The following is a 22,863-nucleotide window of genomic DNA, read 5'->3' on the forward strand; positions in this document are numbered from 1 at the left end:
CCATGGGATCCCGGATCGAGCACCGCGCTGAGTTCGCCGCCGACGTCGCGGCCACGTACGCGGCCGTCGCCGGCGAAGAGGCGCTGCGGGCACGCCTGGCGGAGCTCGGCGGGCACGACGCCGCCCTGCTGTCGTACGAGGAGTCGGGCACGGACCTGCGGTACTCGCTGCGGCAGGGGATCAGCGCGGACAAGCTGCCGCAGGCGGTCCGCACGCTGCACAAGGGCGACCTGGTGGTGACCCGCACGCAGACGTGGCGCGTGAGCAACGACGGCACCGGGCGGCAGGGCAACGCGACCGTCGAGGTCGGCGGCGTCCCGGGCGAGATCGCCGCGCGGACGGCCCTGCTGGCCGACGGCGACCGCACGGTGCACCGGACCAGCGGCGAGGTCACCGTCCGGATCCCGCTGTTCGGCGGGAAGCTGGAGAGCGTGATCGCCGAGCAGGTCACGAAGCTGCTGGAGCGCGAAGCCGAATTCACCGCGAAATGGCTCGCGCAAGCAAACTGACCCCGGTCGGCGCGCCGACCCGCGGCACCACCAACCCGAACCGCCTGCGCCGGGTCGACCGCTGGATCGCGTTTTCGCCGCGTACTTCGCGGCTGCTTCGCGCGGCCGATTCGCCGTTGGTCGTCGACCTCGGGTACGGCGCGTCGCCGGTGACGACGGTCGAGCTGGCGCGGTGGCTGCGCCGGGTCCGCCCGGACGTCCGCGTGCTGGGCCTGGAGCTGGACCCGGTGCGGGTCGCTGCCGCGTTGCCCGCCGCGTCGCCGCCGTCGCTGGACTTCCGCCGCGGCGGGTTCGAGCTGGCCGGGACGCGGCCGGTGCTGGTGCGGGCGTTCAACGTGCTGCGGCAGTACGCGGAGGACGAGGTCGCGGGCGCGTGGGGCCTGATGCTGGACTCGATGCCCGCCGAAGGCCTGCTGGTCGAGGGCACGTGCGACGAGATCGGCCGGCTGTCTTCCTGGGTCCTGGTGGCTCGGTCCGGCCCGGTCTCGCTGACGCTCTCGATGCGGCTGGCCGGGCTGGACCGCCCGTCGACCGTGGCCGAGCGGCTGCCGAAGGCGCTGATCCACCGGAACGTGCCCGGCGAGCGCGTCCACGCGCTGCTGGCGGCGTTGGACACCTGCTGGGCCACGGCGGCACCGCACCAGGCGTTCGGCGTGCGCTCCCGCTGGCTGGAGACGGCCCGGCTGCTGGCCGCGCGCGGCTGGCCGGTGCTGGGCCCGCCGTCCCGCATCCGCCTCGGCGAGCTGACGGTCCCGTGGGCGTCGGTCGCCCCGGCCTGAAGCGCGCCCCGGCCTGAGCGCCCCGGCCTCAAGCGCCCCAAGGCGGCCTTGGTTGCGTCTCACGCACCGAAGGCCGCCTTGGGTGCGTCTCACGCACCGAAGGCCACATTGGGGCGCTGTGTTCACCGGGGCACCCCCGCTGCGTCACCCCGAAGTGACCTGCGGTGATCACCATTGAGCCGTGGAACTCCTGGGGCAGGTCACCGAGCTGCTGCGCGGTGCGCTCGGGTCGCCGTGGCTGTGGGTGTTCGTCTTCGCCGTGTCCGGTTTGGACGCGCTGCTGCCGTTCATGCCCAGCGAGACCACGGTCGTCACCGTCGCCGTGCTGTTCGGGCCCGACCCCGAGCAGCTGCTCCTGCTCGCCGCGGTGGCGGCCGCCGGCGCGTGGGCGGGCGACTGCCTCGGGTACGCCGTCGGCCGGGCCGCCGGGCCGCAGGCCATCGCGCGGCTGCAGCGCGGCCCGGACGGACGGCGGCGCTACGAATGGGCGCGGGATCAGGTGCGGCGCCACGGCGGGCTGCTGATCATCGCGGCCCGCTACCTGCCGGGCGGGCGGGTCGCCAGCGCGCTCGCCACCGGCAGTCTCGGCTACCCGCTGCCGAAGTTCGCCGCCCTCGACGCCGCCGGTGCGGCGATCTGGGCGGTGTACAGCGTCCTGATCGGCCTCGCCGGCGGGGCCGCGTTCGCCGACGAGCCGGGGAAGGGCCTGCTGCTGTCGTTCGGCCTGGGCCTGGGTTTGGTGTTCGCCATCGAAGCCGGACGGCGGCTACGGTCGGCCCATGCTCGAAGCGATCGACGTCCACGCCGACGGGCTCAAGCGGGCGGCGCTGGCGGCCGGGCCGGCGGCGCCGGTGCCGAACTGTCCGAAATGGACTGTCCATGACCTGGTGACGCACATCGCGTTCGTGCACTGCTCCGTCATCGGGCTGGCGGTGGACCGGCCCGCGAAGCCCGAACCCCCGGCGGCGTGGGAAGACGTCCTCGGGTGGTGGGACGGGCAGCGCCTGGCCCTGCGGGAAGCGCTGTCGCGGAACCCGGACGCTCCGTGGACCCGCCGGATGGCCCACGAAACGGCGATCCACCGCCTCGACGCCGAATCCGCCCTCGCGCAGCCGGTGCACACGCGCTTCTCCCCCGAGTTCGCGAACGACGGCATCGACGAGTTCCTGACCTTCCTCCTGCCGCACCGGGGCTTCGCCGTTGGCGTGCGGGTCACGACGCCGGAGCGGACGTGGACGGTCGGCACGCCGGGCACCGAGGTGTCCGGTGACGCCGACGACGTCTACCGGGCGCTGTACGGCCGCCCGAACCGCGCGGCCGTGACCGGGGACCGGCTCCCGGCCCTCTGACCAGCGCGGGGAGAATGTCCCGCGTGACCGCTCCCGAACGCCGCTACGTCATCACCTTCGGCTGCCCCGACCGCACCGGCATCATCGCCCGGATCTCCGGGTTCCTCGCCGAGCACGGCGGCTGGATCGTCGAAGCGGCCTACCACACCGACCCGGACACGGGCTGGTTCTTCACCCGCCAGGTGGTCCGGGCCGACTCGCTGCCCTTCGACGCCGACGAGCTGCGCGCCCGCTTCGGCGAGGTGGCCGCCGAGCTGTCGGCCGAGTCGAGCTGGCAGGTCAGCGACACCGGCGAGCGGCGCCGCGCGGTGATCCTCGTCTCCAAGGCCGGGCACTGCCTGTACGACCTGCTCGGCCGCGTCGCCTCCGGAGAGCTCGACGTCGACGTCGCCGCGGTGATCGGCAACCACGACTCGCTGGCCGACATCACTCGCGCGCACGGCATCCCGTTCCACCACGTGCCGTTCCCGGCCCACGGCAAGGAAGCGGCGTTCGAGCGGGTGCGCAAACTGGTCGACGAGCACGACCCGCACGCGGTGGTGCTGGCCCGGTTCATGCAGATCCTGCCCGCGGACCTGTGCCGCGAGTGGGCCGGGCGGGCGATCAACATCCACCACAGCTTCCTGCCGTCGTTCATCGGCGCGAAGCCCTACCACCAGGCCCACACGCGCGGGGTCAAACTGGTCGGCGCGACCTGCCACTACGTGACGGCGGACCTCGACGCGGGCCCGATCATCGAGCAGGACGTCATCCGCGTCGGCCACGGCGACTCGGTCGAGGACATGGTCCGCAAGGGCCGGGACATCGAGAAGGTGACGCTGGCCCGCGGGCTCCGCTGGCACCTGGAGAACCGGGTGCTGGTGCACGGCAACCGGACAGTGGTGTTCTGACCGGTTGCCGTGCGGTTCGTCAGGCGCCGATGGTCTTGGCGTCGATGACGAAGCGGTAGCGCACGTCGGAGTTCTCGACGCGCTCGTAGGCCTCGTTGACCTGGTCGGCCGAGATCGTCTCGATCTCCGCGCCGATGCCGTGCTCCGCGCAGAAGTCCAGCATCTCCTGGGTCTCGGCGATGCCGCCGATCATCGAGCCGGCCAGCACCTTGTTGCCGCCGAGCAGCGAGAAGGCATTGTAGGCCAGCGGCTCGCCGGGCGCGCCGACGTTCACCATGGCGCCGCCGACCCGCAGCAGGCCGAGGTAGGCGTCCACCGGCAGCTTGGCCGACACGGTGTTGAGGATGATGTCGAACTTCCCGCGCAGGACGTCGAACGTCGACTCGTCGCTGGTGGCGTAGTACTCGGACGCGCCGAGCTTGAGGCCGTCTTCCTGCTTCTTGAGGCTCTGGCTCAGCACGGTCACCTCGGCGCCCATCGCGGCGGCGATCTTGACGGCCATGTGCCCGAGCCCGCCGAGGCCGATCACGGCGACCTTCTTGCCGGGGCCGGCGCCCCAGTGGTGCAGCGGCGAGTAGGTGGTGATGCCCGCGCACAGCAGCGGCGCGGCGACGTCGAGGTCGATGCCTTCGGGGATGCGGCAGACGAAGGCGTCCTTCACGACGATCTGGTTGCTGTAGCCGCCGTAGGTGTTCTCACCGTCGAAGCCGACGCCGTTGTACGTCTGGATGTTGCCCTTGACGCAGAACTGCTCGGTGCCGGCCCGGCAGTATTCGCACTCGCCGCAGGAGTCCACCATGCAGCCGACGCCGACGCGGTCGCCGACCTGGTACTTCGTGACGTCCGAGCCCACCGCGGCGACGACACCGGCGATCTCGTGGCCCGGGACCATCGGGAAGATCGCCTGGCCCCAGTCCTCCTTGGCCTGGTGGATGTCGCTGTGGCAGATACCGGCGTAGGCGATGTCGATCAGCACGTCGTCGGGACGCAGGTCACGGCGCTCGATCGTGGTCGGCGCCAGCGGCGCGCCCGGCGCCGGAACGGCGATGGCGTGCGTGGTCGTGCTCATGGAACCCTCCAGGTTCAAGTACCGTTGGCCCTCGTAAGAGGTCTCATACATGTTTGACGTAAGAGGTCTCTTACATATTCCGGACGAAAGATGTGAACCAGCTCATGGGCGGCAAGTACCACCACGGCGACCTCCGCGGCGAGCTCGTGCGCGTGTCACTGGACCTGATCGCCGAGCACGGCCTCGAAGGCTTCTCGGTCGCGGAGGTCGCGCGGCGGGCGAAGGTCAGTCCTGGTGCGCCGTACCGGCACTTCGCCTCCCGGGAGAGCCTGCTGGCCGAGGTGGCGGCCAACATCGCCTGCCAGCTCGCCGAGCGCGTCACCGCGGCGGCGGCCGAGCACGAAGACCCGATGGACGCCCTGGCCGCGGCGGCGGGCGCGTACACGCGCTACCTCATCGAGCGCCGGGCCGGGATGAACGTGATCTACGCCGACGGTCTCCACGGCCCGGAGCACACGGACCTGCACGACCAGACCCGCCGGCTGACCGACGAGTTCCTGCTGCGCTGCCTGGTGGTCGCCCCCGACCCGGCGACCGCCCTGGAGCTGATGGAGCAGCTGTTCACCCAGGCCCACGGCTACGGCACGTTCCACATCGACGGCGTCTTCGGCAAGCACGGCTACTCGGCGGACCTCGTGGTGCGGAAGTCCTCGGAGGCCGCCCGCGCGGCCATCGTGGGCCGGGTGGCCGGTTAGCTGATCCCGGCGACCACGTCGAGCAGTCCCGGGAACCGGGCGTCGAATTCGTCGCGGCGCAGGCGCACGAACGTGCCGTTGCCCGCGTCGCGCTGGCGCACCAGACCGGCCTGCCGCAGCACCTTCCAGTGGTGCGTGCGGGTCGACTTGGCGATCGGCAGCGGGAACGACGAGCACGCCCGCTCGGTGCCGTCGCCGCGGAAGAGCTCCACCACCACTTCGCGGCGGTGCGCGTCGGCCAGGGCGGACAGCACCGTGCCCAGGTCGACCTCGGTCAGCTCGGGAACGGGGAACTCACCAGCCATGCTGGACATGGTACGACAATCGTCGTACCTTCGGCGAGGTACGAACACCATCGAACCTGCGGAGGTCTTCCGTGCTCTGCGTCTTCGACGTCAACGAGACCCTGCTCGACCTCACCGCCATGGACCCGGTCATCGGCGGTCCCGAGCTGCGGCGCGAGTGGTTCGGCCTCGCCATCCACACGGTCCTGACCGTCACGGCCACCGGCAGCTACCGCGACTTCGCGGGCATCGCCGGCGACGCCGCGCTCGAGGTCGCCGCCCGGCACGGGCGGGAACTCGATCTCGCGGCGCTCGGCGAAGGGCTGCGGCACCTCCCCGCCCACCCCGACGTCGAAGCAGGGCTGACGAAGCTGCGGGAGGCCGGGCACACCGTCGTCGCGCTGACGAACTCGCCGCTCGCGACGGCCGAGGCGCAGCTGCAGAACGCCGGGCTGGCCGCACTGCTCGACCGGATCTTCTCGGCCGAGCAGGTGGGCAGGCTCAAGCCCGCGCCGGAGCCCTACCGGCAAGTGACCGCCGCCTACCCCGGCGAACCGGCCGTGATGATCGCCGCGCACGACTGGGACATCGCGGGCGCGCAGGCGGCCGGGCTGCGGACGGCGTTGCTCGCCCGCCCCGGCGTCCGCCCGCTGCCCGGCGCCCCCGAGCCGACCTGCACGATCACGGCCCTGACGGAGCTCGCCGGACGGCTCTAGTCCGCGATCCGGACCAGCATCTTGCCGGTGTTGGCGCCCGACAGCAGGCCGAGGAACGCCTCGGGCGCGTTGCGGATGCCGTCGACGAAGGTCTCCGAGTACTTGATCTCCCCGGAGTTCACCAGCGGCGCCACCTCGCTGACGAACTGCTGCTGCAGGTGCCAGTGGTCGATCACCAGCAGGCCGCGGATGGTGAGCCGCTTGGCGATGACCTGCGCGAGGTTGCGCGGCGCCGGCGTCGGCTCGGTCGCGTTGTACTGGGAGATCATCCCGCAGACGGCGATCCGGCCGTGCACGGTGATCGCGTCGATCGCGGCTTCCAGGTGCTCGCCGCCGACGTTGTCGAAGTAGACGTCGATGCCTTCCGGCGCTGCTTCGTGGAGCTGCGAAGCGACCGGGCCGTCCTTGTAGTTGAACGCGGCGTCGAAGCCGAGGTCGTCGATCAGGTGCCGGACCTTCTCCGGCGAACCCGCCGAGCCGATGACGCGCTTGGCGCCCTTCAGCTTCGCGAGCTGCCCGACCAGCGAGCCGACCGCGCCGGCCGCGCCCGAGACGAACACCGTGTCGCCCGGCTTGAACTCGGCCGACTCCAGCAGGCCCGAGTACGCGGTCAGGCCCGGCATGCCGAGCACACCCAGGTACGTCGACAGCGGGGCGGCGGTCCCGTCGACCTTGACGTACCGGCCCGCGTCGAGCACGGCGTGGGTGCGCCAGCCGGCCTGGTGCAGCACGTGGTCACCCGGCTTCACGTCGTCCACATGGGACTCGACGACCTCGCCGACCGCCCCGCCGGACATGACCTCGCCGACCTGGAACGGCGGCGCGTAGGACTTGACGTCCCGCATGCGGCCGCGCATCGCCGGGTCGACGCTCATGATCAGGTTGCGGACCAGGATCTGGTTCTCGCCCGGCGACGGCACCTCGGTGTCGACGATCTCGAAGTTGTCGTGCGTCGGAACGCCTTCCGGGCGCGAAGCCAGCCGGATCTCGGTCGCCGTGCTCATCGTGGATCCTCTCAAGTCTCGAAGCGGGGCATGCGCCCCGGATTCCACCTGGTGTAACCAGCTAACCGGGGCGCAGATTCCGATTGTGACGAGCTACACGATCTCGGCGAGCTTTCCGAGCACGCCGTCGTAGATCTTCTTGAGCCCACCCGGCGCGAAGGTCTTCTCGAAGAAGCCACCGATGCCACCGGCACCGTCCCACGTCGTCTCGATCTTCACCACACTGCGTTCACCCGCGTCGGTGACCGTCCACGTGGTGACCATGCTGGAGTTGGCGTCCGTCTCGACCAGGACACCCGGCTTCGGCTCGGTGACCGTCGCCGCCACGTCACGCACGCGCTTCGACGTCGCCTGCAGCTTCCAGCTCGCCTTCGTCCCCGCACCGACGCCGCCCTCGGTCACCTGGTAGTCGCGGTAGTGCTCGGTGAGCAGCTTCGGCCGCGTATCGGCGTAGTCGGCGACGAGCGCGCGGACCTTGTCGGCGGGGGCGTCGATGGTGCGCTCCGCGGTGGCCGTGACCTTTCCCATTTCACTCCTTTTCCCGGTGTACCAATCAGGGTCCACGATTCCACCGCGCGGTCCACCCCCGGCGGGCGCCCTCGCCCGGCGGTTAGGCTGCCCGGCATGGGTTCGGGAGCGCACCGCCGGTCGACCGTGGCGGTGAAGGACGCGCTGCGCGAGCTGCGCAACCAGCTTTCGCTGCTGAACCACCAGGTCAGCGCCCAGCTGGCGCTCAAGGACGTCGACCTCGACTGCCTGGAGCTGATCGCCCGGCACGGCCCGCTCGGCCCGAGCGCGCTCGCCCGCCGGGCCGGGCTGCACCCGGCGACGATGACCGGCATCCTCGACCGGCTGCAGAAGGGCGGCTGGATCGTCCGGGAACGCGACCCCGAGGCGGCCGACCGGCGCTCGGTCGCCGTGCGGGCGGTCCGCGGCCGCAACGCGGAGCTGTTCCGGCTGTACGCGGGGATGAACACCGCGATGGACGAGCTCTGCGCCGGCTACCGCGAGGACGAGCTCGAGCTGATCGCCGGGTTCCTGCGCCGGGCCACGTCAGCGGGTCACACCGCGACCGGCGATCTCGCAAACGGCTGACCAGCGGGTTTTTGTGCTGTACTGCGTGTCATGTGGCAGTCGGGCGACGCTTACGAGGCCTACATCGGACGGTGGAGCCGCCGGATCGCGGAGACGTTCGTCCGGCAGCTCGGGGCCCCGGCGAGCCGCCGCTGGCTCGACGTCGGCTGCGGCACGGGCGCGCTGACGTCGGCGGTGCTGGCGGCGGCCGACCCCGCCGAAGTCGTCGGCGCCGACCCGTCCGAGGGATTCTTGAAGACGGCTCGCGCGCGCGTGACCGATCCGCGGGCGACGTTCACGCTCGCCGACGCGCGCTCGCTGCCGTTCCCGGCCGCCCGGTTCGACGTGGTCGTGTCGGGCCTGGTGCTGAACTTCGTCCCCGAGCCGGCCCGCGCGGCGGCGGAGATCGCGCGGGTCGCCACGCCGGGTGGACTGGCCGCGGCCTACTTCTGGGACCTCGCCGAAGGCATGGAGCTGATCCGCCGGTTCTGGGACGCGGCCGCCGAGCTCGACCCGGAGCCGGTCGCCGAGCTGGACGAGGGCCGCAAGTTCACGCTGTGCCGCCCGGAGCCGCTGGGCCGGTTGTGGACGGAAGCGGGCTTCACGGCGGTGTCGGTCGGCGAGATCACGATCCCGACGGTGTTCGCCGACTTCGACGACTACTGGCAGCCGTTCCTCGGCGCGCAGGGCCCGGCACCGACGTACCTGGCGACCCTGCCCGAGGCCCGGCGGGACCGGATCCGCGAGCTGCTGCGCCGCCGCCTGCCGACGAACCCGGACGGCTCGATCCCGCTGACGGCCCGGGCCTGGGTCGTCAGCGGGACCGCCTGACTCAGAGCCCGGCCTGGCCCAGCCAGTCCTTGGCGACGTCCTCGGCCCGTTCGCCGTCGGAGTCCACGCGCTTGTTCAGGCCGCGCATGACGTCGGTGGTCAGCTTCGCGCTGACGGCGTTCACGGCGTTCGCGAAGTCGGCTCCGCGCTCGTCGAGCACCTTCTTGTTCACCGCGGGCACGACGTTCTCGGTCGGCACGATGTTCAGGTCGTCCTTGAGCACGGTGTAGTTCGAGTCGCCGGTCAGCGGGCTGACCGAGTCGACCGGGATGACCGTGACGGCCCCGGACTTGAGCTGCTGGACCCGCGGCCCGGCCTCCTGGATCGTTTGGAAGGTGATGTTGGTCAGCTTGTAGACGTCCGTGAAGCCCTTGAAGCACGGGAGGCGCTTCTCGCACTCCGGCGGCCCCGCCATCACGACCTTGTCGAGCTTCTTCAGGTCGCTGATCGACGCGATGCCCTTTTCCTTGGCCAGGTCGGACTTGATGATGTAGGTGTTCTTGTCCTCGGCGGGCGCGAAGTTCAGCAGGCCGACGCCGGTGGGCTCGAACAGCTTCGCCAGCTGCTCGTGCTCCTCCTGCGCGGTCTTGCCGGCCTCCTTGCCGAAGCCGGTGGTGATCGCCGCACCCTGGTACTCCGGGACGAACTGCAGCTCACCGGACTTCAGCGACGGGTAGATCAGCTCCCGCGACCCCAGGTTCAGCTTCCGCGTCACCGGGTAGCCCTTGGCCTCCAGCGCCTGCGCGTAGATCTCGGCGAGGATCTGGCTGTCGGTGAAGTTGAAGGACGCGACGACGATCGGCGCCCCACCCTTGCTCTGCGCGGCGGGCTTGTCACCGCCGTCGCTGCCGCCACCACAGGCGGCCAAGCCGAGCGTCGCCGCGACGGCCACCGCCACCACGGACGCGTTCCGGAACCAGCGCACGAATCCCCACTCCCTCGTCACTCGAACAGACGAAAGGACCCTAGCCCCGCCCTCCGACAGAAATCCACATCGTGGGAGATAGGCCCCGGAATTCCCACTCCGCGGAATAATTGGGCCCGATCGGGGTAGGGTCAGGCCGTGCACGTGACCGCGGTGACGCCGCTGGCCGCCGACGGTGTCGACGTCGGGCCGCCGATCTTCCAGTGGCGGTGGGTCGACCGCAACGCCGACGCCATCGCCCAGCGCTTCGTCGAGCACATCTCGCTGACCGGTGCCGCCCTCGGCGTCGGCCTGGTGGTCTCCATCGGGCTCGCCGTGCTTTCCCTGCGCTACCGCTGGTCGTACCCGGTGATCCTCGGCACGGCGGGCGCGTTGTACGTGATCCCGAGCCTGGGCGCGTTCGCGGTGCTGGTGCCGTTCTTCGGGCTGACGTTCCTCACCGCGATGATCCCGCTCGCGACGTACACGCTGCTCATCCTGGTCCGCAACATCGTCACCGGCGTCGACCAGGTGCCGAACGAGGTCCGGGAGGCCGCGGTCGGCATGGGGTACACGCGCGGCAGGCTGCTGTGGCAGATCGAGCTGCCCCTCGCCCTGCCGGTGGTGATCGCCGGCCTGCGCGTCGCGGCGGTGACGACGATCGGCCTGGTGACGGTCACCTCGATGCTCGGCCTCGGCGGCCTGGGCTACTTCATCCGCGCGGGCATCCAGACGGCGACCCCCAACCCGACGGAGATCATCGTCGGCATGGCCCTGTCGGTGGTCCTGGCGGTGGCGGTCGACCTGCTGCTCTGGCTCGGCGAGCGCGTGCTGGCGCCGTGGTCGCGGAAGGTGCGGGCGCGATGAACTTCCTCGACCAGCTGAACGCGTGGCTCGCGGACCCGAACCGCTGGAGCTGGACCGACAAGGCCGGCGTCCCGTACCGCACGCTGGAGCACCTCCGGTTTTCCCTGCTGGCCCTGCTGATCGCGGCGGTGCTGACGATCCCGGCGGCGCTGTGGCTGGCCCACTACCGCCGCGGCGCGTTCCTCGCGAGCAGCGCGGTGAACATCGGCCGCGCGATCCCGAGCTTCGGGCTGATCATCCTGTTCTGGTTCCTGGCGAGCCGCTGGGAGCTGGACACGACGTTCTGGCCGTTGCTCCTGGCCCTGGTCGCGCTGGCGATGCCGCCGTTGTTCACGAACACGTACGCGGGCGTGGTGACGCTGGAGCAGGAGACGATCGACGCGGCCCGCGGAACGGGCTACCGCGAGTGGCAGACCATGCTGCGCCTCGAGCTCCCGCTGGCGTCCCCGGTGCTCCTGGCGGGCGCCCGGGTGGCGTTCCTCCAGCTGATCGCGACGGTGGCGATCGGAGCGATCGTCAACGACGGCGGCGGACTCGGCCGCTACATCGTCGACGGCTTCGCGCTGGGAGCGCAGGGCTACGGCGCGATTTTCGCGGGCGGCCTCGCGGCGGTGGTGCTGGCGCTGGCGTGCGACGGCGCGTTCGCGTTGCTGACCCGCCTGGCGACGCCCCGCGGCCTGGCGCTGCAGAACGCCCGCCGCGGCTGAGGGTGGCGGCCGGCACCAGCCGCCCCTCGACGAGGCGACCGTGCTGCTCGACCGCGAGGCCACCGCGCGGGCCGGTCACGGCGACCGGCGTCGCCGCCCCCTCCGCAAGGGAAGCGGCGAACGGCTGATCAGAGCCGGGACGCCGTCCGGACCAGGCCGGCCAGGACGCGGGACCGGCTGTGCGCCGGCCAGACGATGTGCGTGGTGACCAGTGGCGCGTCACTCAGGGGGACGGCGGCGTGTTCCTCCCACAGCCACGTGCGAGCGGACTCGGGGAACACCGTCATGGTCCGGCCGAGCGCGATCAGCTGCGCCAGTTGCGTCTGGTCGTGCACGTCGGGTCCGGGGCCCGGCGGGGAGAAGTCCTTGCGGGGCCAGCGGGCGAGGGGAAGGTCCGGGACGTCCGCGATCTCCGCCATGGACAGTGATCTGCGCGTGGCCAAGGGATGTTTCGCGGGCAGGATGGCCACCTGCCCCTCCGTCACCAGCTCGACGCTGTCGAACCCGGCGAGGGAGTTGAACGGCGTGTGCATCAGCGCCACGTCCGCGCGGCCGTCGCGCAACATCTCCTCCTGCTCGCACGTGCCGCTCGGCAGCACCTCGATCTCGGCGGCCCCGGGCTCGGCCGCGTAGGCGTCGAGCAGCTTGTGCAACAGCTCGTGGAACGCGCCGGCCTTCACCGCCAGCACCAGCCGGTCGCGACCGGCACCGCGATCGCCGGCGCGGCGGGTCCGGCGCACGGCGGCGGCGGCCGCGTCGAGTGCCGCGCGGCCCTCCTGCAGCAGGATCTCCCCGGCGCCGGTGAGCAGGACACCACGGCGGTTGCGCTCCAGCAGGGTGACGCCGAGGCGCCGCTCGAGCTGCTGGATCGCCCGGGACAGCGGGGGCTGGGCGATGCCGAGCCGCTCGGCGGCCCGCCCGAAGTGCAGTTCCTCGGCCACCGCGACGAAGTAGCGCAGCTCCCGGTTCTCCACGGTGTCCATGCCACAGCGTACCCCGCGCTGATACCTCCCGAGTATCACAGCGCACCGGATCGGTGTTGGCGACCACGCTCGGCCGCGCCGGATCATCGACGGCATGAGCACGAACACCGTCTCCCTGCCCGGCGGGACCTGGACCCTCGGCGACCTGACCATCACCCGGTTCGGTTACGGCGCCATGCAGCTGACCGGCCCCGGGGTCATGGGACCGCCGGCCGACCGCGCCGGCGCGCTCGCCGTCCTGCGCACGGCCGTCGACCTCGGGATCACCCACATCGACACCGCCGGCGTCTACGGCCCGCGCGTCGCCAACGAGCTGATCCGCGAAGCGCTGCACCCCTATCCGGAATCGCTGCACATCGTCACCAAAGTCGGCGCGCGCCGCGACGCGGACGGTGGCTGGCCGCCCGCCCGCCGGCCCGCGGACCTGCGCCAGGCCGTCGAGGAGGACCTGGAAACCCTCGGCCTGGAACGGCTCGACCTGGTCAACCTCCGGCTCGGCGACGCCCGCGGGCCCCAGCCCGGCTCGCTCGCCGAGGCCTTCGAAACGCTGGTCGAGCTGCAGCAGCAGGGCCTGATCCGGCACCTCGGCGTCTCCAACGCAACCGCCGAGCAGGTCGCCGAAGCCCGGTCGATCGCGCCGATCGCCTGCGTGCAGAACATGTACAACCTGGCCCACCGCCACGACGACCCGCTGATCGACGAACTCGCCGGCGCCGGCATCGCCTACGTTCCCTTCTTCCCGCTCGGCGGCTTCAGCCCCCTGCAGTCCTCGGCGCTGTCGGCCGTCGCCTCGCGGCTGAACGCGGCACCGATGTCGGTCGCCTTGGCGTGGCTGCTGCGGCGATCGCCGAACATCCTGCTCATCCCGGGTACCTCGTCGGTCGCGCACCTCACCGAAAACCTCGAGGGTGCGGGCATCGTCCTGTCCGACGGCGATGTGGCCGAGCTGGACCAGATCGCCTCCCAGGCCACCACCGCCGGCTGACCGGCCGGTCAGCCCGCCCGGGACCGCCGCTCGGCGACGGTCCCGGGCTCGGCCTTCCCCTGGTTCACCCCAGTGGTTTCCCGGCCGTGTCAGGGCTTCTCGAAGTGCTGGTAGTCGATCGGGGTGTCCCACGAGCCGCCCCAGGTCCAGCCGCGGGTGGTGAACGCGTGCTCGGTGCCGTCGCCGGCGTGGATCATGCCCGGCAGGTGCTGGGTGCGGTCGACGTACGGTGCGCCGTTCGGCGGGTACACCGCGCCGCTGCCGGAGACGTAGGGGTTCTGCACGGTGTCGACGTCGATGGCCCGCCCGTAGGAGTGGTTGGACCAGGCGGTGCCGCCGGTGATCGCGCGGCAGTTGAACGCCGAGGTGTTGTTCGCCGCCATCGAGGCGTCGTCGTCGGAGTCGTACTTCTCCACGGTTTCCATCCGCTCGATGGGGAACCGCCCGAAGTACAGGTCGGCGAAGACGCGGGCGACCTCGATGGCGCGGTCGGCGTTGACGACCAGTTCGCCGCGGTGCACCTCACCGTCGAAGCCGAGGAAGCTCAGGTTGACCAGCCGCAGCTGATCGGACCCGACCGGGCAGCCTTCGTGCCAGCTGTTCCCGAGCCGCTCGGCGGTGACGGGCTTGATGACGGCGACGTAGGGCGCCAGCCCGCTCCCCGCCGGCGCGGGGACTTCCAGGGTCCGGTCCGCGGCGGCCGACGCCGGCCCACCTCCGGCCAGGACGGCGGACAACGCGAACGTGATGAGGGCCACTGCTTTCGTTCTCAGTCTCATGGTGACCCCACGCCTTGCCCCGCCGGTCCGCTGCGGCGGAGTCGGATAGGCCACAGCGGAGCAACCTCGGGGTCAGAAGGCGCCGACGAGGATCAGCACGCCGAGCGCGATCAGCACCACCGGCAACACGACGTGACCCCACCGCGCGAGCACCCGCGCGATGCCCGGCCGGGTGGCCAGGAACCGGCCCGCGACGCACCACACCGCCACACCCAGCAGGAACACCACCACGTACCCCACGAGACCCGCGGGGCCGGTCGCGGCGAACGCCGGGACGTACACACCGACGTTGTCCCCACCGTTCGCGAAGCACACCAGGGCGATCCCGAGCACCCCGGTCGCCGGGGCCGGCTCGTCGTCGTCCCGGTTCCGCGCCTGCCACGCCGCCCGGATGCCGAGCAGCACCGGCAGCACGCCCAGCCAGCGGACCGCCCCGTCCGGCAGCAGGCCCGCGCCCAGCGCACCCGCCACCGACACGGCCAAGATCGCCGCGAAGCCCAGGAACTGCCCGGCCACCACCTCGAGCGCACCGCGGTGTTCTTCGCCCGGCCGCCCGGCCGCCCGGCCGAAGAACACCGCCAGCAGCACCAGGTCGTCGACGTTGGTCACCGCGAACATCGCGGCCGCGCGGCCGAGCAGTCCGGCGTCCACACCCACCTCCGCGGGGCTCAGGTGAGCGTCGTCAGGTCGTCGAAGAGCGCCGCCCGGCAAGCCGCGATCAGGCGGTCCACTTCCGGCCCCAGCGGGCGGTCTTCGTCCAGTGGCGGCACCACCGACCGCACCCGCGAATACGCCGCACGCAGTCCCGGCGCCCCCGGCCCGCCCGCCAGGTACCGCGCCTGCGACGCCGTGACCAGCTCGCACGCCGTGATCGCGAACAGGTGCGCGGCCGCCGTGCGCACCTGCTCGCCGGCCGCGACCGCGAACGCCTGCACGTCTTCCTGGCCGGCCGACGTGTCGATCGAACCGAGCGTCGCCGGCGCCGCGAGCCGGCGCAGCGCGTGCAGTTCGCCGACCGCTCGCTTGTGCAGGGGCACCAGGCCCGCCCGCGGCCCCGGATCGGCCGTCAGCTGCGGCGGCAGTCCGCTGAACCGCTCGTCCAGCAGCCGGTGCGTCCGCTGCACCGAGATTTCGCCGAGGTGCACGAGCGCGGCCGTCACCGCGTCCATGCGCAACCCCAGGTCCACCGGGTGGTAGGCGGTCCCCGGCAGGAACGAGCCGTCGACGAAGGAAGGCGAATCACCCGGCATCGTCAGCCACCGCCGCCGCGTCTCGCGCAGCTCGCCGTGGACGCGGGCAGCGTGCGCCAGCGCCCGCGGCGCCACCCGCACCGAAAGGGGCGCCTGCACCACCCCCGGTCGCCCCGGGCCGGCGCCCACCAGCCCGGTCAGCTCCTGCAGCAGTGTCCGCAGGTGGTCGTCGCCGCCCGCCATGACCGGGGAAAACACCTCGCGCGGCGCGCCGAGGACGTCGATCGCCATCGCGGCCGTGAGCGTCTGCAGGCCGATGAGCCGCCGGGTTTCGGTCTCGCCGCGCTGAGCGTGCACCACCGCCAGCGGAGAGCCCTGAAGCAGCGAAGCGCCTTCTTTCGGCCCCAGCACATAAGGTGTCGCGCCCCGCGCGGCGAGCGCCGCAGCGGCCGGCACTTCGACGCCGTCCTCCAGCACCGTGCCGACGCCGAGGAAGGTCTGGAAGGCGTGGGCCAGCGCAATGATCTCGCCCGAACTGCCGAGCCCGGAGCGCGGGACCGCGGGCGTGAACCCGTCGTTCAGGCGGTCCACCAGGAACCGCACCAGCTCGGGGCTCACCCCCGACCACGGCTGCAGGAAGTCGCGCAGCCGGACGACGAGCAGCGCGCGGACGTCTTCGGGCGGCAGCCACGGCGGCCCGCCGACCGCCCGCCCGATCAGGAGGTTCCGCTGGTGTTCGGCCTGCTGCCGGGCGTCCAGCGCGACCCCCGCGAGCCGGCCCATCCCCGTGGTGACGCCGTAGACCGGCTTTCCCGGTTCCGCAAGGGCCGCCAGGAGCGCGTTCCGGCGCCGCGCCAGGGCTTCCACCAGCGCGTTGTCCAGGATCAACCGTGCGCCGTCGGCGAACTCGCTGTCGGAGACGATCATCGGTAGGGCAGCATGGTGCCGACGCCGGACGCCTCGGCACGGGCGAGGATCATGTCCGCCACGGCAATGTCCGTTGTGGACAGTCCGCGGTGCCAGAACAGGATCCGTTCGGCGTCGTGCTCGCGGCCGGGCCGCCGGCCCGCCACGATGGCGCCGATCTCGGCGTGGACGTTGTCCTCGGTGAGGAGGCCGGCGTTGAGCTGCGGGCGCAGGGCACCGAACCGCGGGTCGCCGGACCGCGATTCGCGCCAGTCGTCGACGACGACCTTGTCGACGTCGTCGAGCAGCGTGAGCTCGAGCGCGCTGATCGTGCCGTAGGGCACCAGGAAGGTGCCCGGCCGGAGGAACTCGCGGCGCACCAGCGCCTCGGGCTCGACGAGCCGGGAGGCCTCGACCTGGATGTCCGCGCCGTCCAGCGTCTCCGCGGCCGTGGCGCAGACGCGGACGTCCTTGCCGAGCCGCTCGGACAGCCGGCGGCCGAAGTCTTCGCGGGACTCCGGGCGCTTGCTGGTCACCCGGATTTCGGCGAAGTCGAACAGGGAGTCCAGGAGCACGACGTTCCACCAGGCGGTCCCGCGGGCGCCGATGTGCCCGAGCACCCGCGAGCCCGGACGGGCGAGGTGCTTCGCGCCGACGGCGGTCATCGCACCGGTGCGGGCTTCGGTGATCATCGTGCCGTCGACGATCGCCCGCGGCATGCCGGTGTCCGGGTCGAGCAGCAGGATCAACGCCATCTCGGACGGGAGGCCCCGCTCGAAGTTCCCCACGAAGTCACCGACGACCTTCACGCCGCTGACCTGCTTCGCCGACAGGTGGCCGCGAAGGATGTTGAAGTGGCCTTTGCCGCCGTTGTCCGGCACGAGGTGCGTCCGCGGTTCGAAGACGACCTGGCCCCGGCCGTGGTCGGCGAGCACGTCCTCGACCGCGCCGACGATGTCCGCCTCGGTGATGCCGAGGGCGTCGATGTCGGCGCCGGTCAGGTACCGGAGCCACACGGACGTCACCGGGCGAGGTCCTCGATGACCTCGGCGCCGGGCAGGGCGGCCAGCGCGGCGCCGGAGATCAGCAGCTTGCTGCCGCGGATCCCGCTGCCGATGACGAGCTCAGGTGCGTCGGCGACGCGCTTGTCGAGCAGGACGGGCCAGTCGGCGGGCAGGCCGACCGGCGTGATGCCGCCGTACTCCATCCCGGTCAGCGAAACGGCTTCGTCCATCGGCGCGAACGACGCCTTGCGGACGTCGAGGCGGCGCTTGATCACGCCGTTGACGTCGGCGCGGGTGGTCGCGAGCACGAGCGCGGCCGCGAAGCGGACCTCACCCGCGCGCTTGCCTGCGACGACAACGCAGTTCGCGGACGCCTCGAGCGGCGAGCCGTAGGCCTCGCAGAAGGCGGCGGTGTCGGCGAGCGAGGGATCGATCTCCGCGACGCCGACGGCATCCGGGTCGGCGAGCGCGGCGAGGGCCTTGGCCACCGGCTCGGCGAGCAGATCAGTACGCGTGGGGGCGGGAACGACGGTGAGGCTCCCGGCAATGGTCCAGGTCACCCCGCCAGAATAATCACCAGCTGGAGCCGCCGCGCTGGACCTCGATCAGCTTCGGCCGAACGTCCACGATGTAGACCAGGGCCGCGGCCATGGCGGGTACGTAGAAGATCATTCCCGGGCCCATCACCGGGAACAGCACCATGGCGAGCGTCGCGCCGCCGGTGATCAGCATCCAGATGGGCTTGGTCTTGCGGTCGGCTGCGGAGTAGGCGTCGGCGCGCTGGAGCAGCGCGTGCACGAAGGCGAAGAGCCCGACCAGCGCGCTGCCCCAGTGGATGACGTTGAGGATCCAGATGGCGACTAGCACAGCGACAGCTTACGGCAAACCACCCGAACGACCCCGGCCCCGCCACCGGGGGTGCGGTGGCGGGGCCGGGTGTTCACGGCGTCTTCACTTGTCGGTCTTCGGCGCGGCCGGCTTCTTCGCGGCGGCGCTGGTGGTGCTCGTCGTGGTCGTGCGGCGGGCCGGGGCGGCCGTCTTCGGGGCCGTCTTGTTCGCGGCCTTGCGGGCGGCCGAGCGGGTCTCGTGGGCGACGTCGTCACCCAGCTCCTCGATCGCGTCCGCGGTCTCGCCGGCGACCTCGGTCACCTTGCGGGCGGTCTTCTCGCCGGCCGAGCGGGTGCGCTTGGTCACCTTGGCCAGCACGCCGTCGACGCGCTCGCGCACCTCGGTGGTGACGCCCTCGACTTGGCCCTGCGCGGTGGCCAGGGCCTCTTCGAGCTGCTCGACGGCCTTCTTGACCTGCGGCTGCGTGGCGATCTTGTCCCACGCCTGCTCGCCCGACTCGGCCAGCTTGTTGTACAGCTTGAGCGCGGCCTCGGTGTATTCGTCGATGACCTTGCGCAGCTCGGCCGGGTCCAGCTTCTCGCGGAGGCTCTCGACGTCGGTCGGCAGCTCCTGCAGGTTCTTGCGGGCCACTTCGCCGCTCTTGGTCACGTTCTCCTTGGCCTTCGCCACGGCGTCGGTGACGGCGTGGGTGGCCAGGTTGCCGGCGCCGAGCGCGGCGAGCAGCGGCGTGCGGACCTGGTCGAGGGCGGTGGTGACGGCCTTCTTGACGTCTTCGGTCTTGGGGGTGGTCATGCTGACTCCTCGGGTTTCGCGGCTGAAGATGTGTCTGGGGTTTCCGGAGCGGGAGCGGCGGCCGGCCGTGCCGCGGCGTTCTCCCGGCGGAAGGATTCGTAGACGTCGAGCAGGACCTGCTTCTGCCGCTCGGTCAGCTCGGCGTCGGCGCGGATCGCGTCGCCCACCGGCCCGCCCGTCGGCAGGTCGAGGATCCCGGCCTGCACGTACAGCGCTTCCGCCGAAATGCGCAGGCCCTTGGCGATCTGCTGCAGGATCTCCGCGCTGGGCTTGCGCACCCCGCGCTCGATCTGGCTCAGGTAGGGGTTGGACACGCCGGCGAGCTTCGACAGCTGGCGCAACGAGATCTTCGCGGTGTTGCGCTGCTGGCGGATGTACTCGCCGATGTCGGAAGCGATGTCCGCGACCTTCTCCATGGGACCGCCGGATCCTGCCGTCCCACCGGTTTCCGCCATCCGGTCACCTCCTCGCGACACTTCCGACGGTACGCGCGAGTGCTAGCTATTGCAAGCACTCTGCTTGCAACCATCGGGTGTGACGCGCACCGCTACCGTGGTCCCATGACGCGCTCGGCCCGGCTGCGGCGGCGCCTCGTCGAGCACCTGCTCGACGAGGACGTCCTGCACGCCCCGGAGTGGGTCGCCGCCTTCCGCGCGGTCCCCCGGCACGTCTTCCTCCCGCGGTTCTTCGTGCCGGCGGGCGGGCTGTGGGCCGCCGTCGACCGCGGCGATCCGGGCTGGCTCGAGACCGTCTACTCCCGCGACGTGCTGGTGACGCAGCTCGACGACGACCCGGCCCGCTGGGAGCTCGCCCGGCGCACCGGCCCGGTCGCGGGCACGCCGACGAGCTCGTCGAGCATGCCGTCGATCATGGCGATCATGCTCGAGGAGCTGCGCGTGCGCGACGGGCAGTGCGTGCTCGAGATCGGCACCGGCACCGGGTACAACGCCGCACTGCTGAGCCACCGCTGCGGCAGCGGCCGGGTGTCCACAGTGGACATCGACCCGGCGCTCGTCGCGGCGGCGCGCGAGCGGCTGGCCGCGGCGGGCCACCACCCGGCGTGCGCGGTGGGCGACGGCGCGCTCGGCTTCCCGGGCGGCACGGTCTTCGACCGGGTGCTGTGCACGGCGTCGGTTTCCTCGATCCCGCCCGCGTGGCTCGCGCAGACCGCGCCGGGCGGGCTGGTCGTGACGACGCTCAACCGCCCGATCGGCGCCGGACTGGTCCGGCTCGTGGTGGGCGAGGACGGCACCGCGCAGGGCCGCGTCCTCGCGCGCGACGGCCGGTTCATGCCGCTGCGCGCGCACCGGCTGCCGGAGACCGGCCCGCTGCCGATGCCCGCGCGGAGCGACTGGGAGCAGACGAGGCTGCCGATGTCGGCGGTGCTCCAGCCCCGCAGGCAGTTCGAGTTCTTCGCCGGGCTGGCGCTGCCCGGCGTCCGGCCGGTGCGCGAAGGCACCGGCGACGCGGCGAGCGTCGCGCTGGTCCACCCGGACGGCTCGTGGGTCCGCCACCGCAAGCGCGGCGGCGCCGACGAAGTCGCCCAAGGCGGCCCGCGGGCGCTGTGGGAGATCGCGGAGGCGGCGTTCGTCGAGTGGTGCGAGCTGGGCAAACCGGACCGCGACCGCTTCGGGGTGACGGTGGCCGGCGAGCGCCAGGAGTTCTGGCTCGACTCCCCCGGCGGCCGCACCTGGCCGTTGCCCTAGGGAAGCCGCGCGCGGATCCACCGCGCCACGTGGTCGGCGGTCGCCTCCGGGGACGCCTCCGTGGTGTCGAAGAGCTCGACGCCGAGGCCCGGCGCCGACGTCCGGAGCCAGTCGTTGAACTCCAGCATCTCCTCGATCCGCGGCTCGTCCCACTCACGCCACGCCGGCCGCGCGCGCAGCCGGGCGCGCAACGACTCCGGCGACCCGACCAGCGCCAGGTAGTGGATCTCGCTGAAGAACGCGCGCTCCGGCAACGGCTCGAACTCCGGCGGCGCGACCGTCCCGCACAGCACGACCGGGCGCCCGTTCTGCTGCACCATCGCCGCCATCCGCAGCCAGACCGAGCGGAACGTCCCGACGTCGTCGCGCAGGGCGTCGATCCAGAGGATGTCCTGCTCCAGCAGGACGACGTCACCGGCGAACCGCTCGGCCAGCAGCGGCCCCATCGTCGACTTCCCGGCGCCGCTCGGGCCGGTCAGCGCGAACAGGGGCAGCTTCCGGAACGGCCGCTCGTGCCCGCACTTCGGGCACGTGATGACCGAGCCCGCGACGACCGGGCGCTCGGCCAGCTCGCCGCACGCCGGGCAGATCCGCAGGTCGAGCCCCATTTCAGTCGAACAGGTTCTCGAGGAAGCCGCGCTTGCGGTGCCCGTGCCCGTAGGGCTTCGGCGAGTCCGCGTAGCCCCCGCGGTACGGCCGGGGTGAATCCGCGTATTCGCGGTACGGCCGGGGTGAATCCGAGTACCCGCGGTGCGGCCGCGGCGAGTCCGGGTAGCCGCCGCGGTAGGGCCGCGGCGAGTCGGGACGCCCCCGGTAAGGCGGTGGCTGGTGGCCGTAGAACGAGCTCTCCGCCCCGGCGATCGCCTCGAGCTCACCGCGGTCCAGGAAGATCCCCCGGCAGCCGTCGCACTGGTCGATGTGGATGCCGTTCTTGTCGACGGTCCGCATCAGGTTCTGACACTTCGGACAAATCACGCCACCGAGCCTACGCAAAAACTCCTCAGCAGGCGCAGAGGCAGAACGGGTGCCCGACCGGATCGGCGTAGACGCGGAACGTCTCGGGCTTGTCATCCAGCAGCTTCGCCCCCAGGCCGAGCACGCGCTCGTGCGCCGCTTCCAGGTCCGTGACGTTCAGGTCCAGGTGCAGCTGCTGCGGGTTCTCCGCCGAGGGCCACGCCGGCGGCCGGTAGCCGGACACGCGCTGGAAGGCGATCCCCGCTCCGCCGGCGGGGTTCCTCAGCGTCGCCCAGTGCCCGTCCGCCACCACTTCGGGCGCGTCCCACTCCAGCACCGAGCGGTAGAACTCCGCCAACGCGACCGGGTCCGGGCAGTCGAGGGCCACCACACCCAGCGTCGGTACCGCACTCATCGTCGCTCCCTTCGATCCTGAGTAACCAGTGAAGCGATTATGTGGGTTAGCCCACGCAAAGGCAACCGCCGTACAATCGGCAAGTGCACACCGACGCCTCCCTCGTGGTGGACTTCCTCAACACGGTCAACGTCGAAGAGCGCACCGACCTGCTCGAAGACCCCGGGCAGTGGCACGAGTGGGCGGCCGGCCACGCACTGGCGGCCAACCCGCCCGCCGAGGCCCGCGCGGCCCGCGACGCCCTGCGCGCCGCGATCGGCGACCCGCGCCTCCCGGCCGCCCACGCCGAGGTGGGCACCCGCATCTGCCTGACGGCCGACGGCCCGTCCCTGGTCGCGGAGGACGTCGTCGGCGCGGTGTTCGTCGCGTGCGCGCGCCTGGTGGTCCGCGGCGACTGGATCCGGCTGAAGATCTGCCCCGCGGACACGTGCCTGTGGGCGTTCTACGACGAGTCGCGCAACCGGTCGCGGACGTGGTGCTCGATGCGCGTGTGCGGGAACCGGGAGAAGGCGCGCGGCTGGCGTGCCCGCACCGCCGCCGCGGGCTGAAGGCCTCATCCGAGCGGCGGACCCTCGAACGGCTGTGGACAACTTGCGGACGAAGCACCACATATCCACGCCCC

At 72.0% G+C, this 22,863-nt stretch carries 31 protein-coding genes; 14 read left to right on the plus strand and 17 right to left on the minus strand.

The genetic code is table 11. The features are described from left to right. The first annotated feature begins 2 nt into the window (after nt 1-2). From ACLJOU_RS00685 to purU, 5 genes are all read left to right on the plus strand, one after another. Nucleotides 3-509: a DUF2505 domain-containing protein gene (locus ACLJOU_RS00685; protein WP_410561935.1), complete on the plus strand. Its 507-nt coding sequence runs from the start codon at nt 3-5 to the stop codon at nt 507-509. Continuing rightward, the gene (locus ACLJOU_RS00690; RefSeq protein WP_410561938.1) at nt 488-1,288 is read left to right on the plus strand and encodes a class I SAM-dependent methyltransferase; all 801 of its coding nucleotides are present in this window, start codon (nt 488-490) and stop codon (nt 1,286-1,288) included. The genes ACLJOU_RS00685 and ACLJOU_RS00690 overlap by 22 nt, the downstream gene beginning before the upstream one ends. Before the next feature lie 181 nt (nt 1,289-1,469). Further along, the gene (locus ACLJOU_RS00695) at nt 1,470-2,171 is read left to right on the plus strand and encodes a DedA family protein (protein ID WP_410561941.1); all 702 of its coding nucleotides are present in this window, start codon (nt 1,470-1,472) and stop codon (nt 2,169-2,171) included. Next, nucleotides 2,068-2,637: a maleylpyruvate isomerase family mycothiol-dependent enzyme gene (locus ACLJOU_RS00700; protein WP_410561944.1), complete on the plus strand. Its 570-nt coding sequence runs from the start codon at nt 2,068-2,070 to the stop codon at nt 2,635-2,637. The genes ACLJOU_RS00695 and ACLJOU_RS00700 overlap by 104 nt, the downstream gene beginning before the upstream one ends. Nucleotides 2,638-2,651: 14 nt before the next feature. Next, complete coding sequence (gene purU / locus ACLJOU_RS00705; protein ID WP_410561946.1) at nt 2,652-3,527, plus strand: formyltetrahydrofolate deformylase; 876 nt, start codon at nt 2,652-2,654, stop codon at nt 3,525-3,527. A gap of 19 nt (nt 3,528-3,546) precedes the next feature. Here the strand turns inward: purU and ACLJOU_RS00710 are convergent, their stop codons facing one another. Then, nucleotides 3,547-4,596, minus strand: coding sequence for an NAD(P)-dependent alcohol dehydrogenase (locus ACLJOU_RS00710; RefSeq protein WP_410561947.1), 1,050 nt, complete (start codon nt 4,594-4,596; stop codon nt 3,547-3,549). Between the two features lie 104 nt (nt 4,597-4,700). On the opposite strand from ACLJOU_RS00710, the gene ACLJOU_RS00715 reads away from it, so the two are divergent. Next, nucleotides 4,701-5,291, plus strand: coding sequence for a TetR/AcrR family transcriptional regulator (locus tag ACLJOU_RS00715; RefSeq protein WP_410564644.1), 591 nt, complete (start codon nt 4,701-4,703; stop codon nt 5,289-5,291). Here the strand turns inward: ACLJOU_RS00715 and ACLJOU_RS00720 are convergent. Beyond that, nucleotides 5,288-5,596, minus strand: a complete 309-nt coding sequence (locus ACLJOU_RS00720; protein ID WP_410561950.1) for an ArsR/SmtB family transcription factor — start codon at nt 5,594-5,596, stop codon at nt 5,288-5,290. The two genes, ACLJOU_RS00715 and ACLJOU_RS00720, sit on opposite strands and share 4 nt — an antisense overlap. A 71-nt stretch (nt 5,597-5,667) precedes the next feature. Here ACLJOU_RS00720 and ACLJOU_RS00725 point away from each other — a divergent pair, with 71 nt between their 5' ends. Then, entirely contained in the window at nt 5,668-6,291 is a 624-nt protein-coding gene (locus ACLJOU_RS00725) for a haloacid dehalogenase type II (protein WP_410561953.1), read from the plus strand. Here ACLJOU_RS00725 and ACLJOU_RS00730 read toward each other — a convergent pair. Both ACLJOU_RS00730 and ACLJOU_RS00735 read right to left on the minus strand, forming a co-directional pair. Then, nucleotides 6,288-7,295, minus strand: a complete 1,008-nt coding sequence (locus ACLJOU_RS00730) for an NADP-dependent oxidoreductase (protein WP_410561955.1) — start codon at nt 7,293-7,295, stop codon at nt 6,288-6,290. The two genes, ACLJOU_RS00725 and ACLJOU_RS00730, sit on opposite strands and share 4 nt — an antisense overlap. A gap of 93 nt (nt 7,296-7,388) precedes the next feature. After that, nucleotides 7,389-7,823 carry an SRPBCC family protein gene (locus ACLJOU_RS00735; protein WP_410561958.1) on the minus strand — a complete coding sequence of 145 codons (435 nt, stop codon included), beginning with the start codon at nt 7,821-7,823 and terminating at the stop codon, nt 7,389-7,391. A gap of 96 nt (nt 7,824-7,919) precedes the next feature. Between ACLJOU_RS00735 and ACLJOU_RS00740 the strand changes: the two genes are divergently transcribed. Both ACLJOU_RS00740 and ACLJOU_RS00745 read left to right on the plus strand, forming a co-directional pair. Continuing rightward, a complete protein-coding gene (locus ACLJOU_RS00740) occupies nt 7,920-8,390 on the plus strand; it encodes a MarR family transcriptional regulator (RefSeq protein ID WP_410561961.1) in 471 nt (156 codons plus the stop codon). Between the two features lie 30 nt (nt 8,391-8,420). After that, the gene (locus ACLJOU_RS00745) at nt 8,421-9,200 is read left to right on the plus strand and encodes a class I SAM-dependent methyltransferase (protein ID WP_410561964.1); all 780 of its coding nucleotides are present in this window, start codon (nt 8,421-8,423) and stop codon (nt 9,198-9,200) included. 1 nt (nt 9,201) lies between these two features. Here ACLJOU_RS00745 and ACLJOU_RS00750 read toward each other — a convergent pair whose 3' ends face one another. Then, entirely contained in the window at nt 9,202-10,125 is a 924-nt protein-coding gene (locus ACLJOU_RS00750) for an ABC transporter substrate-binding protein (RefSeq protein WP_410561967.1), read from the minus strand. A gap of 138 nt (nt 10,126-10,263) precedes the next feature. Between ACLJOU_RS00750 and ACLJOU_RS00755 the strand changes: the two genes are divergently transcribed. Further along, nucleotides 10,264-10,971: an ABC transporter permease gene (locus ACLJOU_RS00755; protein WP_410561971.1), complete on the plus strand. Its 708-nt coding sequence runs from the start codon at nt 10,264-10,266 to the stop codon at nt 10,969-10,971. Further along, nucleotides 10,968-11,678: an ABC transporter permease gene (locus ACLJOU_RS00760; RefSeq protein WP_410561974.1), complete on the plus strand. Its 711-nt coding sequence runs from the start codon at nt 10,968-10,970 to the stop codon at nt 11,676-11,678. The genes ACLJOU_RS00755 and ACLJOU_RS00760 overlap by 4 nt, the downstream gene beginning before the upstream one ends. Nucleotides 11,679-11,806: 128 nt before the next feature. Here ACLJOU_RS00760 and ACLJOU_RS00765 read toward each other — a convergent pair whose 3' ends face one another. After that, nucleotides 11,807-12,661 (minus strand): LysR family transcriptional regulator, encoded by an 855-nt coding sequence (locus ACLJOU_RS00765; RefSeq protein WP_410561977.1) that lies wholly within the window; start codon nt 12,659-12,661, stop codon nt 11,807-11,809. Between the two features lie 94 nt (nt 12,662-12,755). Here ACLJOU_RS00765 and ACLJOU_RS00770 point away from each other — a divergent pair, with 94 nt between their 5' ends. After that, the gene (locus tag ACLJOU_RS00770) at nt 12,756-13,646 is read left to right on the plus strand and encodes an aldo/keto reductase family oxidoreductase (RefSeq protein ID WP_410561980.1); all 891 of its coding nucleotides are present in this window, start codon (nt 12,756-12,758) and stop codon (nt 13,644-13,646) included. 89 nt (nt 13,647-13,735) lie between these two features. Here ACLJOU_RS00770 and ACLJOU_RS00775 read toward each other — a convergent pair whose 3' ends face one another. From ACLJOU_RS00775 to ACLJOU_RS00810, 8 genes are all read right to left on the minus strand, one after another. Further along, nucleotides 13,736-14,425, minus strand: coding sequence for a M15 family metallopeptidase (locus ACLJOU_RS00775; RefSeq protein WP_410561984.1), 690 nt, complete (start codon nt 14,423-14,425; stop codon nt 13,736-13,738). Between the two features lie 72 nt (nt 14,426-14,497). Next, nucleotides 14,498-15,076, minus strand: a complete 579-nt coding sequence (locus ACLJOU_RS00780) for a cadmium resistance transporter (protein WP_410561987.1) — start codon at nt 15,074-15,076, stop codon at nt 14,498-14,500. 17 nt (nt 15,077-15,093) lie between these two features. Continuing rightward, a complete protein-coding gene (locus ACLJOU_RS00785) occupies nt 15,094-16,542 on the minus strand; it encodes an aromatic amino acid lyase (protein ID WP_410561990.1) in 1,449 nt (482 codons plus the stop codon). Next, nucleotides 16,539-17,546: an ornithine cyclodeaminase family protein gene (locus ACLJOU_RS00790; protein WP_410561992.1), complete on the minus strand. Its 1,008-nt coding sequence runs from the start codon at nt 17,544-17,546 to the stop codon at nt 16,539-16,541. Before ACLJOU_RS00790 ends, ACLJOU_RS00785 begins: the two co-directional genes overlap by 4 nt. Then, a complete protein-coding gene (locus tag ACLJOU_RS00795) occupies nt 17,543-18,085 on the minus strand; it encodes a YbaK/EbsC family protein (protein WP_410561995.1) in 543 nt (180 codons plus the stop codon). The genes ACLJOU_RS00790 and ACLJOU_RS00795 overlap by 4 nt, the downstream gene beginning before the upstream one ends. A 13-nt stretch (nt 18,086-18,098) precedes the next feature. Then, nucleotides 18,099-18,392 carry a DUF2516 family protein gene (locus ACLJOU_RS00800; protein WP_013222364.1) on the minus strand — a complete coding sequence of 98 codons (294 nt, stop codon included), beginning with the start codon at nt 18,390-18,392 and terminating at the stop codon, nt 18,099-18,101. An 84-nt stretch (nt 18,393-18,476) separates the two neighbouring features. Then, nucleotides 18,477-19,166 carry a hypothetical protein gene (locus ACLJOU_RS00805; RefSeq protein WP_410561998.1) on the minus strand — a complete coding sequence of 230 codons (690 nt, stop codon included), beginning with the start codon at nt 19,164-19,166 and terminating at the stop codon, nt 18,477-18,479. Continuing rightward, a complete protein-coding gene (locus ACLJOU_RS00810; RefSeq protein WP_410564645.1) occupies nt 19,163-19,582 on the minus strand; it encodes a helix-turn-helix domain-containing protein in 420 nt (139 codons plus the stop codon). Before ACLJOU_RS00810 ends, ACLJOU_RS00805 begins: the two co-directional genes overlap by 4 nt. 144 nt (nt 19,583-19,726) lie before the next feature. Between ACLJOU_RS00810 and ACLJOU_RS00815 the strand changes: the two genes are divergently transcribed. Further along, nucleotides 19,727-20,872, plus strand: a complete 1,146-nt coding sequence (locus ACLJOU_RS00815; RefSeq protein WP_410562000.1) for a methyltransferase domain-containing protein — start codon at nt 19,727-19,729, stop codon at nt 20,870-20,872. Here the strand turns inward: ACLJOU_RS00815 and ACLJOU_RS00820 are convergent. From ACLJOU_RS00820 to ACLJOU_RS00830, 3 genes are read right to left on the minus strand one after another with little or no spacing between them, the layout of a single operon-like run. Beyond that, nucleotides 20,869-21,480, minus strand: coding sequence for a nucleoside kinase (locus tag ACLJOU_RS00820; protein WP_410562002.1), 612 nt, complete (start codon nt 21,478-21,480; stop codon nt 20,869-20,871). The genes ACLJOU_RS00815 and ACLJOU_RS00820 overlap by 4 nt on opposite strands. A 1-nt stretch (nt 21,481) precedes the next feature. Then, nucleotides 21,482-21,865, minus strand: a complete 384-nt coding sequence (locus ACLJOU_RS00825) for a zf-TFIIB domain-containing protein (RefSeq protein ID WP_410562005.1) — start codon at nt 21,863-21,865, stop codon at nt 21,482-21,484. Between the two features lie 7 nt (nt 21,866-21,872). Then, on the minus strand, nt 21,873-22,241 hold the full coding sequence (locus tag ACLJOU_RS00830) for a VOC family protein (RefSeq protein WP_410562007.1): 369 nt from the start codon (nt 22,239-22,241) through the stop codon (nt 21,873-21,875). Nucleotides 22,242-22,324: 83 nt separating this feature from the next. On the opposite strand from ACLJOU_RS00830, the gene ACLJOU_RS00835 reads away from it, so the two are divergent. Next, nucleotides 22,325-22,789: a CGNR zinc finger domain-containing protein gene (locus ACLJOU_RS00835; protein ID WP_410562010.1), complete on the plus strand. Its 465-nt coding sequence runs from the start codon at nt 22,325-22,327 to the stop codon at nt 22,787-22,789. The last annotated feature ends 74 nt before the right edge of the window (nt 22,790-22,863 follow it).

Origin of the sequence: Amycolatopsis sp. cmx-4-61, from assembly GCF_046548775.1 — a bacterium.
In the GTDB taxonomy this organism is placed as follows: domain Bacteria; phylum Actinomycetota; class Actinomycetes; order Mycobacteriales; family Pseudonocardiaceae; genus Amycolatopsis.